This window comes from Nisaea denitrificans DSM 18348 (assembly GCF_000426505.1).
In the GTDB taxonomy this organism is placed as follows: domain Bacteria; phylum Pseudomonadota; class Alphaproteobacteria; order Thalassobaculales; family Thalassobaculaceae; genus Nisaea; species Nisaea denitrificans.
The window spans coordinates 337,447-351,263 of the sequence record NZ_KE384532.1 but is presented as its reverse complement, the minus strand read 5'-3'; the positions used below and the strand labels follow the sequence as shown (position 1 = coordinate 351,263).

Sequence of the window (13,817 nt, the reverse complement as noted above, 5' to 3'; positions counted from 1 at the left end):
CAAATGATGTGGGTGACTATCAGGTACGGGAGCAACCGTAACCGGGCTCCCAAGCCTTCAAGTTAGAAACTTTTTCAAAGTCGTATAGGCCTCGTTGATGATTTTCAACCGTTCTTCGGCCTCTTTATTCCCGCCATTCGCGTCGGGGTGATGTTTTTTCACAAGCTGCTTGTAGCGGGTTTTCAACTCCAGCTCGGTGACCGGCGGGGCCAACCCCATGATCGCGAAAGCTTTTCCCTCTGCCGTCTCGCTGCCGGGACGCTTGGGACCGGAACCGGACGCCGCCTCCATGTCCTCGTCACCATTGAGCGCACCGAACGGGTCTCTGTATTCACCGGCAACAAACTTGCGATATGCAGCGGCGGTGCCCAGCGGCCAGGTCGGTCGGTCCCAGGTGACCGAGCGCCGGATCTCCCGCTCCAGCTCCTCGGCAGACGCACCTTCGTAGTAGTTCCATTGCTTGTTATATTGCCGGACATGATCGAGGCAGAACCAGTAATAGTCGGATAGGTCACTGCGCGCCTTGGGCGCCCGGTGCTCGCCCACAGACCTGCATCCGGGCGCATCGCAGTGCCGGTAACCGGGTTCGGTACCGTACGTGCCGATCTTCAGGGATTCGCTCTGCGCCTTCCGCATACCGTGGATTCCAAATTGTCGCTGGTCCAGCCCATGCTAGACATCGAAAATGCGGTTCTCGCCCCGCCATATAAACCAGATAGCTCCCCGGAGGGGGACAAACAGGGAGACAAGTTAATGTCCGTGACTGAGACGATCAAAGTCAAATTAACGTCCGCGTTCACGCCAGAGCATCTCGCGGTCATCGACGACTCGCAGAAACATCAGGGCCATGGTGGCTGGCGCGAGGGCGGGGAAACCCATTTCAATGTCGAGATCACGTCCGACGCATTTACCGGGAAATCCCGTGTGGACCGCCAGCGCATGGTGCATGAGGTGCTTGCCGCGGAGTTGGCGGACCGCGTCCACGCCCTGTCTATCCGGGCAAAAGCGCCGCAGGAGTGACCGGGCCAAAATAGTTAAAATGCAATCAATAGGGGATCAATGTATAAATAATCGTTTTTTAGTTGCGTTCGATTTACATACACTGATACACCAGACTTTAATCTGCCGAAATCCGGCTAGGACAGAACGTTTGCGGATAACACGGTGTCAACTCTCTTAAGCAAGAACGTATTAGTCGATGGCCATCGAACCAGCATGCGGCTGGAGCCGGCCATGTGGGACGCGCTCACCCAGATCGCGGCGCGGGAAAAACTCACCATTCATCAGATCTGCGGAATTGTGAATCAGCACAGGGTGAACACATCCCTCACCTCGGCGACGCGGGTCTTCATCCTGGGTTATTTTCGCGTCCTCGCAATCAGCCTGGAGCGCGACACACCTGGGGGTTCCGAGCGTTCGATCATGACCAGGGTGTTCCGGCAGACGGAGGAATTCCGCAACACTCCTTACAACAACCGTTACGTCGGGTCCTTGTAGAATTCAGGCCAGATATCCTTGACGACCGGGCTGCTTTCCCCGAAGGCGTGGCAGGAATTCAGGAGTGGCGGACGGCCCGTCCGCTTCGGCTCTTCCTCTCCGGTTTCCCGCCGTTTGCGGGCGCTTTCGCCATAAAGCGTCTGGTAAGCGGTGGTCGCCATCGTCCAGAGCAGTTCGACGAGATGGGTGCACCCCTCGGCACCGCCAAGCGCGGAAAGCACCTTCTTGCGCCAGCCGGGTCCGATCCTGATGCCTTTCAGGCGCTGGAAATTCACCGTAATGTCCGGGCAGATTGCAAACGGCCCGGCATCGGTGATCGCCTCCACCGCGAGAATGGTGAGTTCGTCATCGACAGTCAGCCGGATCGACATGTCGTGGATCGGCTCGCCGGCCGGAATGCCATCCCTGAAACTGTTCGGGACCTCGTAGGTCTTTACATCCGTGATATGCCCCTCAATATCGAGATGACCGTCATCGCGGCGAAAGCCCTCGCAGGTGACACGGCGCGTATGAACTTTGCGGCGCGACGCCGGGCTGGTCAGGGGCATTGATCTCTCCGGATTGATATTGCTTTGCGGCAAAAATCATTCCGGACCGCGCCGAAGTCAATTCCCGACAATTCCCCAAGCGCGGGGAACCCGGCCCCGGGTCAGGGAAGCCCGGCCATTCCCGAGCCCGAAATGAAGGCCTCGCGTTCCAGAACCGCCTCTTCCAGGTCCTCACGGACGGCCGCATAGATATCCCGGATCGAGACCATACCGATGATCTTGCCGTCCTCCTCGACAGGCAGGTGACGGAAGCCGCCTTCCTGCATGCGTTGCAACGCATCCATCACAGAGGCCTTCGGGCCGATGGTTTCAGGTTTCGGAGTCATGATCGCCTCGATCAATGTCCCCCCCGGGGACTTCTCTTCCGCCACCAGACGGCCGGCGATATCCCGCTCCGAGAGAATTCCAACCAGTTTCTCGCCATCAAGGATGAGAAGCGCACCAATCTTGCGGCTCGTCATGAGTTTCGCGGCCGTGAGAACGGTTTCTTTGGGGGACAGCGACGAGAGGTCCTGTTTACTCACCACATCCGGCACGATGTGTCTGGCCATGGCATTCTCCCTGATAGGTTTTTCTTTATCTCAAAAGATTATACCAAATCAGGAGCCATCTGGGAGCCGGGTCGTTTCAAGAGTTTCATTTTCGGTTTCCGTCGGCGTTTCCTTAGAGACCCGCAACAAAGTGATCTGGTTGCGGTGACGGCGTAAAATCTTGAACCTGAAACCGTGGAAAACGAACTCCTGCGCCACATTCGGGATGGTTCTGGCCTCATGCAGGATCAGTCCGGCGATGGTCGAGGCCTCGCCGTCCGGCAGGTCCCAGTCAAATTCCCGATTGAGGTCCCGGATCGTCACAGTGCCGTCGATGACGTAGGATCCGTCCGCCTGAGGCCGCACACCGGCGACCGCGACATCGTGCTCGTCGCTGATTTCGCCGACGATCTCCTCGATGATATCCTCCAGGGTCACGATGCCCTGGAAAGCCCCGTATTCATCAACCACGAGCGCGAAATGCTCACGCCGGGCGCGGAAAGCCTGCAACTGATCGAGCAGGGTCGTGGTGGTCGGAATGAACCAGGGGTCCGACGCCACCTCCCGCATATCGAGCTTCTCCAGCTCCTCGCCGCTCAGTCCCTTCACGGCGCGCAGAACCGCCTTTGCATGGATGACGCCGATGATTTCGTCATGGTCACCCTTGAACATCGGCAACCGTGTGTAGGGGCTCTTCATGATCTGCGAGATGATGTCCTCGACAGAGTCCTCGACATCCAGCATTTCAACCTGGCGCCGGTGGGTCATGATCTCCTCGACCCAGACCTCGCTCAGATCGAGGATCGAGCGCAACATGGCCCGTTCCTCGCGCACCTCTTCCTCGTCAACCTCGACCTTGTGGCCATGCAGCTCGATCAGGCCGCGCAATTCCTCTTCCTGCTCCGAATGACCGAACTCCTCCGAAATCCTGATACCGCACATGGACAGGAGCAAGCGGACGATGGCCCGTACAATCTTGGCGATCGGGCTCAGGATAAAGACGATGGCGTTGATCAGCGGGGCGACGGCAAGTGCCACCCGATCGGAATTGTTGAGGGCATATGTCTTCGGCAGGACTTCGGCGAAAATCACGACCACGACCGTCATGACAAGGGTCGCGTAGACCACACCATGCTCGCCGAAAAGCCGCAGGAACACGGTTGTCGCCAACACAGAACCCAGGATGTTGGTGATGTTGTTTCCGATCAGGATCGCACCGATCATGGTCTCGCTATGCTCCCGCAGCGCGAGAACACGGGATGCCCGCTCGTCGCCCTTACGGTCCAGCTGGTGCATCCGGGCATAGGACGAGCCCGTCAGACCGGTTTCCGATCCGGAGAAAAACGCCGAAAACACGATCAGCAGCAAAATGGCCCCGATCGTCAGAAACAGTTCACCGTCCACAAGTTCCAGGAGTTCTTCTTCCATCAGACGCCCGCCGCGACCGAAAGGTCTTCCTGCAGCATCGCGCGCGCGGCATCCGGCGCGACATCGTCGCTGGTAAAGGCACCGCCGATCCCTCGCGCCAACACGAACCGGATCATCCCGTCACGCGCTTTCTTGTCCCGGCGCATGGAGGCGAGCAGCGCCTCCGCATCCCATTGCGCGGCTCCCGGTATATCTGCCACACGCGTCATCAACCCCATGGCTCCGAGATGAGCCCGTGCCCGCTCCGCGTCCTGACCGGCGCAAAGGCCGAGGCGGCGCGACAGCTCCAGTGCCTGGATCATACCGATCGATACCGCCTCGCCGTGCAGCAGCGTGCCGTCGAATCCGGCCGCGGCCTCAAGAGCATGGCCGAACGTATGGCCGAAATTCAGCAATTCGCGTAGCCCGGCTTCCCGCTCGTCCGCGGCTACTACCGCGGCCTTTGCCTTGCAGCTTTCAACGACCGCGGAAATCCGTGCCGCCTCGTCGCCAGCAATCAAGGCCGCGCCATGCTGTTCAAGCCATTCAAAGAAGGCCGGATCCCTGATCAGGCCGTATTTGACGACCTCCGCATAGCCCGCCCGCACTTCGCGCTTCGGGAGGGTATCGAGCGTCCCGGTATCGGCCAGCACCAGCCTCGGCTGATGAAACGCACCGACCAGATTCTTGCCCTGCGGCGTGTTGATCCCGGTCTTCCCGCCGACCGAACTGTCGACCTGTGCCAGCAGAGTGGTCGGGATCTGAATGAAATCGAGGCCGCGCATGACGGACGCTGCGCAATAACCGGCAAGATCACCGACCACACCGCCACCGAGCGCAACCACGGCCGTTCGGCGGTCGACACCGTCTTCCAGCATACGACAGCAGACATGCTCGAAATCGGCAAAGCTCTTGGATGACTCACCTGGCGGAACGGCAATGGTCGTCACCGTAATACCAGCCGCACGCAACGAGCGTTTGAGCGGATCGAGCCAATGCCCGGAAACCGTCGAATCGGTAATGACGAAGACCTTGCTCCCCCTGATCAGAGGTTTGATCTCATCGCCTGCATTCTCGATCAGCCCGGGTCCGACGCGGATATCGTAGCTGCGTTCTCCGAGGCCCACGGAAACCGTCTGGGTCGTCGTCATCATATTTCCTGTTTCAAAAAATCGATTCCGTCATGCGGCTCATTCGGCGGGAACGGCTTTGCACGCATCCTCGAAGTAATTCATGAGCACGTCGTAGGCCTGATCGACCGTCGCCTCGAGCGGCCCCCGGCGCGATTCGATCCAGAGATCGGCTTTCTCATAAACCGGATAGCGCTCTTCCATCAATTTCGTGAGGACCGCCTTCGGATCTTTCTGCGCCAGCAGCGGACGTCCCTGACGACGGCTGACACGCTCGAAAAGAACGTCGATATCGGCCTTGAGCCAGAGAGACACCGCGTTCTCGGAGATTGCCGCTCGGGTCTCCTCCGCCATGAAGGCACCGCCGCCGGTCGCGAGCACGACAGGCGGGCCGCTCAGGATGCGCTGGATCACCCGCTGCTCGCCACGGCGGAACTCGACCTCGCCGAAACGCTCGAAAAATTCGCTGATCGTGCAGCCGGCGGCATCTTCGATCTCGCGGTCCGCGTCGATAAAATGCATACCAAGCCGCTGCGCCAGACGGCGCCCGACACTGCTCTTCCCGGCCCCCATCAGGCCGACCAGAACGATACTTTTCGGGTAAGGCAGAGGCGTGTCCGCCGGATCAGGATGATTCACCATGGGAAGCAGGTTCTGGCTCCGGACGAGACGCAGATAGCGTTTCCAGTCAAATCCGGCACCTCTCCTTTCCTCTCCCTCGTTGAACTCACTGGATGCGGTCGGTATGCTGCCGCAAACGCGTCATATTCTGCCGCTAGCATAACTTTCCCGATATGGCGTTGCAAACGCATTGGGGACGTTGCGCGCCGGTCGGCCGGACCAGTGTCGCGTGAAACCGTAATTCATGGGTCCGCAGCATGAAATTGACGCTCTGGGTCGTTATCGTCATAGCACTGTTCTTTGGCGGCGGCTTTGCATTCCTGTCCACGTGGGACATCCCGGCTCCGACCAGCCAGATCGAACAGGTCCTACCCAATGATAAATTCCCACGCTAACGGCCGAACCTGGCATCTGCGCGCCGGTTTCTGGGTCCTGATGCTGGCCCTCTCCCTGTCGTTCTCGGCAGGGGATACTCTGGCTCAGGGCGCGCCCAAGCCGTTACTGCCGTCCCTCGGCGCTCCGAAACCGCTGCTTCCGCCGGCATCCGGCACAGGCAGCACCACCGATAGCGCCACCGATACTGTTGAGATGGCCCCCAGTCCCTCGGCGGATAGCGGCGCGTCGGGTACCAAGGACGGCATTTCCATCAACTCCCTGGACAGGGTTTCCGGAGAGAGCGTCGGGACCATTGGCCAGGACGAATCGGCCCTGCCGGCCACTATGTGGGACGGCACGCCCCGCAGTGCAATCCAGCGCATGCTGGCGCTGGTCGGCGAAGCACCGGCGACCGCTTCCCTGCGTGACCTGATGCTGCGCATTCTGCTGAGCCCGGCCGCCGTTCCCCAGGCAACCGACCCTGCCGACCGGACGAGCGTCGTCAAGGCCCGTATCGACGCCCTCGAGCGTCTCGGGGCCTGGCCGGATTATATCCGGCTTCTCGACAGTGTTCCGGCCGGTGATGACGAGACGGCTTTGCCCCCGGTGTTACGCGCCCGACTTAAAACCGATGCCGGCTTCCTGACCGGAGATACCGGTAAAAGCTGCGCCATCGCCCGCGACGCCATGCTGTCCCTGCCGGAGGATCGTTACTGGCAGAAGGCGGGAGCCTTTTGTCAGGCCCTTGCCGACGAGTGGGAAAGCGTTGAATTCAATCTCCGCCTGATGCTGGAGCTCGGCGACCAGGATGCCCGCTATTTCGAACTGATGCGCGCCGTCAGCGGCACCGTGTCCGACCTGCCGCAGATGCCGGAAGCCGCACAGCTCAGGCCTCTGGATATCGCCATGATGCGGGCTGCCGGTGTGGCGCCCTCCATGCCGGATCCCGATGCTGTTCCGGCGTCCCTGATATCGATCCTGACCTCCTTCAAGGCCTTGCGTTTCGAGGACCGGCTGCGTCTGGCCGAGCGCGGCGAACGGCTTGGTCTGGTGGACCGAAGCGAACTGATCTCTCTTTATGAGCTGGTCGATATCGACCCGTCGCAGATGCAGAACGCACTTACAGCCGCCGCAGCCGATCCAAGCGCAAACGGCCGCGCCCTGCTGTACCGGGCAATCGCCAGCCAGACCCTGCCGCTGGCCCGGGCCCAGGCTATCCAGCAAGCTCTCAATCTTGGTCGGGCAGAAGGCCGCTACGGCGCCACGGCCCGGCTTTATGCCCCGCTGATCCAGGAAATCCCGACAACGTCTCCTTATGCCTGGTTCGCCGCCGACGCGGCATCCGCCTTCATCGCCGCCGGCATGAGCGATGCCGCCGCGCCCTGGATGGAAATGGCCGCCCGCGAGGCGCGCATGGGACCGGAACAGGCAACCGCCTGGCGCGATGCCGTCATCATGTCCCGCCTTTCCGCCGGCGAAGATGTCCCGCTTGAGAAAAACTTCCTGCGGGAATGGTGGCGCGGCGTCCGCAATCTCGGTCCCGAGAACGCCCCGGCACGCGCGACATTGCTGTTCGGCCTGCTGGAAGCAACCGGTGCGGAAACGCCCGGTACGGTCTGGCGCGGCCTGATCGACCAAGCGGCACCAAAAGACTCGAAAACACCGCCGCCCGCCCTGCTGTGGGCTCGCCGCGACGCTGCCGGGAACGGCCGTCTCGGAGAGGGCGCCCTGCTGACCGTGCTTTCGCTCTCCGGTGCCGAATTGCTGGACTACGACACCGGAACTCTTACCGAGAGCGTCCGGGCTCTGTCGGAACTCGGTTTGGAGAAAGACGCCTATCGGCTCTCGCTGGACATCTATCTGGCAGCGTCCAGCACGCCTGCCCCGGCAACCGCGGGCGAGTGAACGGGTGAGCCCGGATAGCGGGTCCATCGAGCGTTTTCTTGAGATGCTGATTGCCGAGCGTGGCGCATCCGGCAATACGGTCGACGCCTACAAGCGCGACCTGCGGGACTTCGCGGCCAGTCTGACAAAGCGCAAGCAATCGCTCGGCACCGCCTCCAGCGGCGACATAAGGGCATATCTCGAACTGCTGGAACAATCCGGCATGGCTCCGCGCACTGCGGCCCGCAGGCTCTCCGCGATCCGGCAATTCTATCGCTTCCTCTATAGCGAGGGGGACCGGGGTGACGATCCCTCCACCGCCATCGACAGTCCGCGCCAGGGACGTCCGCTTCCGAAGATCCTGAGCGAGACGGAGGTCGACCTGTTGCTCGCCGCCGCCCGCAACAAGGACGGCGCCGATGGGCTGCGACTGACCTGCCTGCTCGAAATCCTTTATGCCAGCGGCCTCCGGGTCTCGGAACTCGTCGCGCTCCCGCTTGCGTCAGTCGCGCGCGATCCCCGCGTGTTGATCGTGCGCGGTAAAGGCGGCAAGGAACGCATGGTGCCACTGACCGATGCCGCCCGGGACGCCATCATCGCCTACAAGGAAGCGAGAAGCAGCTACCTGCCCGAAGGCGCGACGTCTGCATTTCTTTTCCCGTCCTGGAGCAGTGAGGGCCACCTTACCCGCAGGCGCATGGGACAACTCCTGAAAGAACTCGCCATCGCATGCGGCTTAAGGCCCGCCACCGTCTCGCCCCATGTTCTGAGACATGCTTTCGCGACTCACCTTTTAGATCACGGCGCGGACCTTCGCAGCGTCCAGCAGATGCTCGGGCATGCGGATATCTCGACCACTCAAATCTACACCCACGTGCTCACCGAGCGGCTGAAAGCGCTTGTGACCGAGCATCACCCCCTGGCAAAGCCCGGCAAAAAAAGCTGATCCGCCATGGCAATCCAGACGTTGTAACCCAAGGCCCGGACGGGTATGGTTCCGCGCTTCCCAACATAGTGATTCGACGGATATGCGCGTCTTTCTGGATTTCGAAAAGCCGATCGCCGATCTTGAAGGCAAGATCGAGGAACTGCGTCACCTCTCTACCGAGGGCGATATCAATATCGCCGAGGAAGTGGGCAAGCTTCAGGCCAAGGTCGAGCGTCAGCTCCGGCAATCCTATCAGAAGCTGACGCCGTGGCAGAAAGTCCAGGTAGCACGGCACCCGGACCGGCCGCACTTCAAGCAGGTGCTGGCCCATCTGGTCGAAGATTTCACGCCGCTCGCCGGGGACAGATCCTTCGGCGAGGACAAGGCAATTGTCGGCGGTATCGGTCGTTTCCGCGGGTTCTCTGCCGTTGTAATCGGCAATGAGAAGGGCGGCACGACGGAAGAACGCATCACGCATAATTTCGGCATGGCGAAGCCCGAGGGTTACCGCAAGGCCCGCCGCCTGATGGAAATGGCCGACCGTTTCAAACTGCCGGTTCTCACCTTCATCGATACAGCCGGGGCCTATCCCGGCGTCGGCGCAGAGGAACGCGGTCAGGCCGAGGCCATTGCGCGCTCCATCGATGCCTGCCTCTCCCTCCAGGTTCCGATCATCGCCTCCATCGTCGGTGAAGGCGGATCCGGCGGCGCCGTGGCTCTGGCCGCGGCAAACCGGGTGCTGATGCTGGAACATGCGGTCTATTCCGTGATCTCTCCGGAAGGCTGCGCCTCCATCCTCTGGCGCGACGGCGACCATGCCCGCGACGCGGCGGAAGCACTGAAGTTGACGGCGAAAGATCTTCTTAACCTCGGCGTGATAGACGAAATCGTTCAGGAACCGCTCGGTGCAGCCCATCGCGACCAGAAAACAGCCCTCGATGCCCTTGGCGATGCCGTGGAAGCCAATCTCCGCACGCTCGTCGGTGTGGAAGGTGGCAAGCTGAAGGCCGACCGCCGCCGCAAATTCCTCGACATGGGCAAAAAAGGCCTCGCCTGACCGGTCTTTTCCGCCCCTCAGACGGTTCGAATTGATCTGACACAATTCCCCTTTTTGCACCGGGTGATATGTCCCCTACATTGGAGCCATATGACATCGGCACCGATTGAGGGAACGGCTGGATGCTCGGTTATCGCACCATTCTGATAGTGCTGTTACTCGCCGCAATCGCGGGCGGGTTCTACTGGTATAGTGGACGTGAAAGCGGTCCACCGGATGGGTTCGCCCGCGCCAACGGCCGGCTTGAGGCCGAACGGGTCGATATCGCCAGCAAATTCTCCGGCCGCATCCGTGACGTGCTGGTGACCGAAGGCGAAATGGTCTCCGCGGGGCAAATTCTGGCCCGTCTGGACTCAACCGAAATCGAAGCCCAGCTCCGGGAAGCGGACGCCGCCGTTCTGCAAGCGCGGGAGGCGCTGAACGAAGCCCGGGCCCTGCTGGCCCAGCGCAAAAGCGAGCTGGTGCTGGCGGATCAGGAAATGCGACGTTCCGAGACGCTCGGCGAGCGCGGCTTTGCCAGCGGCGAGACCGTGGATCGCCGGCGCAGCCAACGAGCGACCGCCGCTGCGTCCGTCGCCTCCGCCGAAGCGGGCATCGCCCGTGCGAAAGCCACGATCGCGGCCCGCGAGGCAACGGTGGAACGCATTCGCGCTGACCTCAGGGAATATGACATTGCCGTGCCGATCGCCGGACGCATCCAGTACCGACTGGCGGAACCCGGAGAAGTCATCGCGGCAGGCGGCAAGATCGCGACCATGCTGGATCTGAAACGGGTCTACATGACGGTCTATCTGCCCACGCGCGACGCCGGACGGCTGGCTTACGGGGCGGAAGCCCGGCTGATCTTCGACGCGGCTCCGAAATACATTGTCCCGGCAACGGTCACCTTCGTCGCCTCTGAAGCGCAGTTCACACCGCGCTATGTCGAAACCGAAAGCGAGCGGGACAAGCTGATGTTCCGGGTCAAGGTCACGATCCCCGAAGATATCCTCGACGGTTATGAACGGCTGGTGAAGGCCGGGATTCCGGGCGTCGCCATTGTCCGCACGGACCCCGACATGCCGTGGCCGGAGGAATTTACCGTCAAGCTGCCTCCGCGCGATGGCTGAGATCACACCTCCCATAAGGTTTTCGGGAGTCTCCCACTGCTACGGGCGGATGGACGCGCTGCGGAATATCGACCTCGACATCACACCCGGATCGACAGTCGGCGTGATCGGCCCGGATGGCGTCGGTAAATCCACATTGCTGGCGCTGCTCTCCGGCACCAAGAAAATCCAAAGCGGGACGGTCGAGCTGTTCGGCGGAGATCTACGGAGCAAGGATCACAGGCGCCGGGTCTGCATCCGGATTGCCTATATGCCGCAGGGCCTCGGCAAGAACCTCTACCCGACACTCTCCATCGCGGAGAATCTCGACTTCTTCGCCCGGCTTTACGATCAGCCCGAGAGCGAGCGTCGGCAACGGGCGGACGAGTTGCTACAAGCCACCGGACTTTCTCCTTTCCGCGACCGGCCGGTGGAGAAGCTCTCCGGCGGCATGAAGCAGAAACTGGCGCTCTGCTGCGCCCTGGTACACGACCCTGATCTGCTGATCCTCGATGAGCCGACCACCGGCATCGATCCCCTCTCCCGCCGCCAGTTCTGGGAGCTGATCGCACGAATCCGCCACCGTCGCCCCTGGATGACGATCGTCACCGCCACTGCCTACATGTCCGAAGCCGAGCGGTTCGAGCACCTGATCGCGATGCATGACGGCAGTATTCTTGCCAAGGGAACGCCGGAAGAACTGAAGGAACAGGCTGGGGCAGACAGCCTCGAAGACGCTTTCCTGGCCCTGCTTCCGAATAATGGCGGTGCCGGTTTCATTGCCCGGCCAAAACCGGAAAACACGTCCCCGAGCGGCGAAGCGCCCGCTATCGAAGCATCCGGGCTGGCCATGACGTTCGGCGACTTCACCGCCGTCGATCATGTCGATTTCCGCATCGAGCGCGGCGAGATCTTCGGCTTCCTCGGCTCGAACGGCTGCGGCAAGACGACGACCATGAAAATGCTGACCGGCTTGCTGACGCCGACCGAGGGCGAGGCCCGGATCTTCGGCAAACGGATCGGGAACGACAGCATGGAGATGCGCCGGAGGGTCGGTTACATGTCCCAGTCTTTCTCGCTCTATGGCGAGTTGACCGTGCACCAGAATCTCGACCTGCATGCCGGCCTCTTCCGGATCGAGGGAAGCAGGAAGACGGAACGGATCGCGGAACTGGCCGACCGTTTCGGCTTGGCCACGGTTATGAACAAGCGGCCGGACGCCCTGCCGCTCGGCATTCGCCAACGCCTGCAACTCGCGGTCGCCGTATTGCACAAGCCGGAAATGCTGATTCTGGACGAGCCGACAAGCGGCGTCGATCCGGTTGCCCGGGACGTTTTCTGGAACCTGCTCACCGAACTTTCCCGCGATGACGGCGTGACGATTTTCATCTCGACCCATTTCATGAACGAAGCGGAGCGCTGCGACCGTATCTCGCTCATGCATGCCGGTCGCGTGCTGGCGATGGGCACACCGGACACGCTGGTGGCCGAGTCTGGCCGGGATACGCTGGAAGAGGCTTTCATCAAGCATCTTGAGGCAGCAGCGAATGATGGCGTGGTTTCAGTCGAGGAGCAGGCCATCGATGCTCTGCAAACCACCGAAGAAAGCGCGGTGCCTGCCCTGTTCTCTCCGAGCCGGCTCTGGGCAATCGCCCGGCGCGAGACATACGAGCTGAGCCGGGACCCGATCCGGCTCGCCTTCGCCATTCTCGGCCCGCTCATTCTGATGTTGTCGATGGGTTACGGGATATCCTTCGATGTCGAGGATATGCGCTATGCAGCGCTGGATCAGGACCGCACCCGAGAGAGCCGCATGGTTCTGCGTCAGTTCGAGGGCTCGCGCTATTTCAGCGCCGCGCCGGAGCTGCAGGATGCCGAAGACCTGGATCGCCGCATGCAAAGAGGCGAGATCAGCCTTGCCCTCGTCCTGCCACCCGGCTTCGGGCGCGACCTTGTTGCCGGACGACAGCCGGAAGTCTCCGCCTGGCTGGATGGCGCCAATACCAGCCGCGCCGAGACGTCCCGTGGTTACGTGGAAGGCGCCTTCAGCTCCTTCCTGTTGGAGTTCGCGGCCCTGAACGGGACGGATACGACAACGCAACAGGCCACCGATATCGAGGTCAGGTTCCGTTACAATCAGGGCTTCACTTCACAGCAGGCAATCCCGCCGGGCGTGCTGATGATGCTCATGATGATGATCCCCTCCATGCTGACGGCGCTCGGCATCGTCCGGGAAAAGGAGCTTGGCTCCATCACAAACCTCTATGCCTCGCCGGCAAGCCGCTTCGAATTCCTGGTCGGCAAGCAGCTCCCCTATATCGGCATCGCCCTGATCAGCTTCTGCACGATGATGCTGATGATGTTCCTGTTGTTCGATCTGGCGCCAAAATCGAGCGTGCTTGTCCTGCTGGCCGGCGCGGTGCTCTACGCCACCGCCGCCACAGGCTTCGGCCTGCTGGCCTCGACCGTGGCCACGTCGCAAGTCGCCGCCGTCTTCGGAACAGCGATCATCGTTCTGGTCCCGACCATCAACTTCTCCGGCATGCTGCACCCGGTCGCGACCCTGGACACTGCCGGCCGGATCATCGGCGAGGCTTTCCCTGCCTCCTATTTCCAGAAAATCAGTGCCGGTGTTTTCAACAAGGGCCTGCCGGTCGCCGATCTGGCACCGAACCTCGCCATGCTCGCCATCTTCTGCGTGGCCTACTGGGCGATCTCCTCTGTCGCCCTGCCGAAACAGGATCGCTGATAC

The 13,817-nt window shown here is 61.5% G+C and carries 13 protein-coding genes; 7 read left to right on the top strand and 6 right to left on the bottom strand.

The window, feature by feature from the left end:
• Window positions 1–57 precede the first annotated feature (57 nt).
• A complete protein-coding gene (locus tag K328_RS0121490) occupies window positions 58–636 on the bottom strand; it encodes a J domain-containing protein (RefSeq protein ID WP_051285375.1) in 579 nt (192 codons plus the stop codon).
• Window positions 637–753: 117 nt separating this feature from the next.
• On the opposite strand from K328_RS0121490, the gene K328_RS0121485 reads away from it, so the two are divergent.
• Both K328_RS0121485 and K328_RS26180 read left to right on the top strand, forming a co-directional pair.
• The gene (locus K328_RS0121485; RefSeq protein WP_028467722.1) at window positions 754–1,020 is read left to right on the top strand and encodes a BolA family protein; all 267 of its coding nucleotides are present in this window, start codon (window positions 754–756) and stop codon (window positions 1,018–1,020) included.
• Between the two features lie 213 nt (window positions 1,021–1,233).
• Entirely contained in the window at window positions 1,234–1,497 is a 264-nt protein-coding gene (locus K328_RS26180) for a ribbon-helix-helix domain-containing protein (protein WP_051285372.1), read from the top strand.
• On the opposite strand, the gene K328_RS0121475 is transcribed toward K328_RS26180, so the two are convergent.
• From K328_RS0121475 to K328_RS25365, 5 genes are all read right to left on the bottom strand, one after another.
• Entirely contained in the window at window positions 1,479–2,045 is a 567-nt protein-coding gene (locus K328_RS0121475) for a DUF2889 domain-containing protein (protein ID WP_028467721.1), read from the bottom strand. The genes K328_RS26180 and K328_RS0121475 overlap by 19 nt on opposite strands.
• Window positions 2,046–2,146: 101 nt before the next feature.
• A complete protein-coding gene (locus K328_RS0121470) occupies window positions 2,147–2,596 on the bottom strand; it encodes a CBS domain-containing protein (protein WP_028467720.1) in 450 nt (149 codons plus the stop codon).
• A gap of 48 nt (window positions 2,597–2,644) precedes the next feature.
• Window positions 2,645–4,003 (bottom strand): HlyC/CorC family transporter, encoded by a 1,359-nt coding sequence (locus tag K328_RS25370; protein WP_051285370.1) that lies wholly within the window; start codon window positions 4,001–4,003, stop codon window positions 2,645–2,647.
• On the bottom strand, window positions 4,003–5,136 hold the full coding sequence (gene aroB / locus K328_RS0121460; RefSeq protein ID WP_084608471.1) for a 3-dehydroquinate synthase: 1,134 nt from the start codon (window positions 5,134–5,136) through the stop codon (window positions 4,003–4,005). Before aroB ends, K328_RS25370 begins: the two co-directional genes overlap by 1 nt.
• A 36-nt stretch (window positions 5,137–5,172) precedes the next feature.
• A complete protein-coding gene (locus tag K328_RS25365; protein ID WP_051285368.1) occupies window positions 5,173–5,754 on the bottom strand; it encodes a shikimate kinase in 582 nt (193 codons plus the stop codon).
• 354 nt (window positions 5,755–6,108) lie between these two features.
• On the opposite strand from K328_RS25365, the gene K328_RS0121450 reads away from it, so the two are divergent.
• From K328_RS0121450 to rbbA, 5 genes are all read left to right on the top strand, one after another.
• Window positions 6,109–8,013 carry a hypothetical protein gene (locus K328_RS0121450; RefSeq protein ID WP_028467718.1) on the top strand — a complete coding sequence of 635 codons (1,905 nt, stop codon included), beginning with the start codon at window positions 6,109–6,111 and terminating at the stop codon, window positions 8,011–8,013.
• A gap of 4 nt (window positions 8,014–8,017) precedes the next feature.
• Window positions 8,018–8,938 (top strand): site-specific tyrosine recombinase XerD, encoded by a 921-nt coding sequence (gene xerD / locus K328_RS0121445; protein ID WP_028467717.1) that lies wholly within the window; start codon window positions 8,018–8,020, stop codon window positions 8,936–8,938.
• Between the two features lie 82 nt (window positions 8,939–9,020).
• Window positions 9,021–9,977 (top strand): acetyl-CoA carboxylase carboxyltransferase subunit alpha, encoded by a 957-nt coding sequence (locus K328_RS0121440; protein WP_028467716.1) that lies wholly within the window; start codon window positions 9,021–9,023, stop codon window positions 9,975–9,977.
• 122 nt (window positions 9,978–10,099) lie between these two features.
• Window positions 10,100–11,086 carry an HlyD family secretion protein gene (locus K328_RS0121435; RefSeq protein ID WP_028467715.1) on the top strand — a complete coding sequence of 329 codons (987 nt, stop codon included), beginning with the start codon at window positions 10,100–10,102 and terminating at the stop codon, window positions 11,084–11,086.
• Entirely contained in the window at window positions 11,079–13,814 is a 2,736-nt protein-coding gene (gene rbbA / locus K328_RS0121430) for a ribosome-associated ATPase/putative transporter RbbA (protein ID WP_036555316.1), read from the top strand. Before K328_RS0121435 ends, rbbA begins: the two co-directional genes overlap by 8 nt.
• The last annotated feature ends 3 nt before the right edge of the window (window positions 13,815–13,817 follow it).

What these genes read in the sequence shown, in the direction of transcription:
- K328_RS0121490 (WP_051285375.1), bottom strand. Translation starts at nt 636, where the DNA reads ATGCGGAAGGCGCAGAGCGAATCCCTGAAGATCGGCACGTACGGTACC.
- K328_RS0121485 (WP_028467722.1), top strand. Translation starts at nt 754, where the DNA reads ATGTCCGTGACTGAGACGATCAAAGTCAAATTAACGTCCGCGTTCACG.
- K328_RS26180 (WP_051285372.1), top strand. Translation starts at nt 1,234, where the DNA reads ATGTGGGACGCGCTCACCCAGATCGCGGCGCGGGAAAAACTCACCATT.
- K328_RS0121475 (WP_028467721.1), bottom strand. Translation starts at nt 2,045, where the DNA reads ATGCCCCTGACCAGCCCGGCGTCGCGCCGCAAAGTTCATACGCGCCGT.
- K328_RS0121470 (WP_028467720.1), bottom strand. Translation starts at nt 2,596, where the DNA reads ATGGCCAGACACATCGTGCCGGATGTGGTGAGTAAACAGGACCTCTCG.
- K328_RS25370 (WP_051285370.1), bottom strand. Translation starts at nt 4,003, where the DNA reads ATGGAAGAAGAACTCCTGGAACTTGTGGACGGTGAACTGTTTCTGACG.
- aroB (WP_084608471.1), bottom strand. Translation starts at nt 5,136, where the DNA reads ATGATGACGACGACCCAGACGGTTTCCGTGGGCCTCGGAGAACGCAGC.
- K328_RS25365 (WP_051285368.1), bottom strand. Translation starts at nt 5,754, where the DNA reads ATGGTGAATCATCCTGATCCGGCGGACACGCCTCTGCCTTACCCGAAA.
- K328_RS0121450 (WP_028467718.1), top strand. Translation starts at nt 6,109, where the DNA reads ATGATAAATTCCCACGCTAACGGCCGAACCTGGCATCTGCGCGCCGGT.
- K328_RS0121440 (WP_028467716.1), top strand. Translation starts at nt 9,021, where the DNA reads ATGCGCGTCTTTCTGGATTTCGAAAAGCCGATCGCCGATCTTGAAGGC.
- K328_RS0121435 (WP_028467715.1), top strand. Translation starts at nt 10,100, where the DNA reads ATGCTCGGTTATCGCACCATTCTGATAGTGCTGTTACTCGCCGCAATC.
- rbbA (WP_036555316.1), top strand. Translation starts at nt 11,079, where the DNA reads ATGGCTGAGATCACACCTCCCATAAGGTTTTCGGGAGTCTCCCACTGC.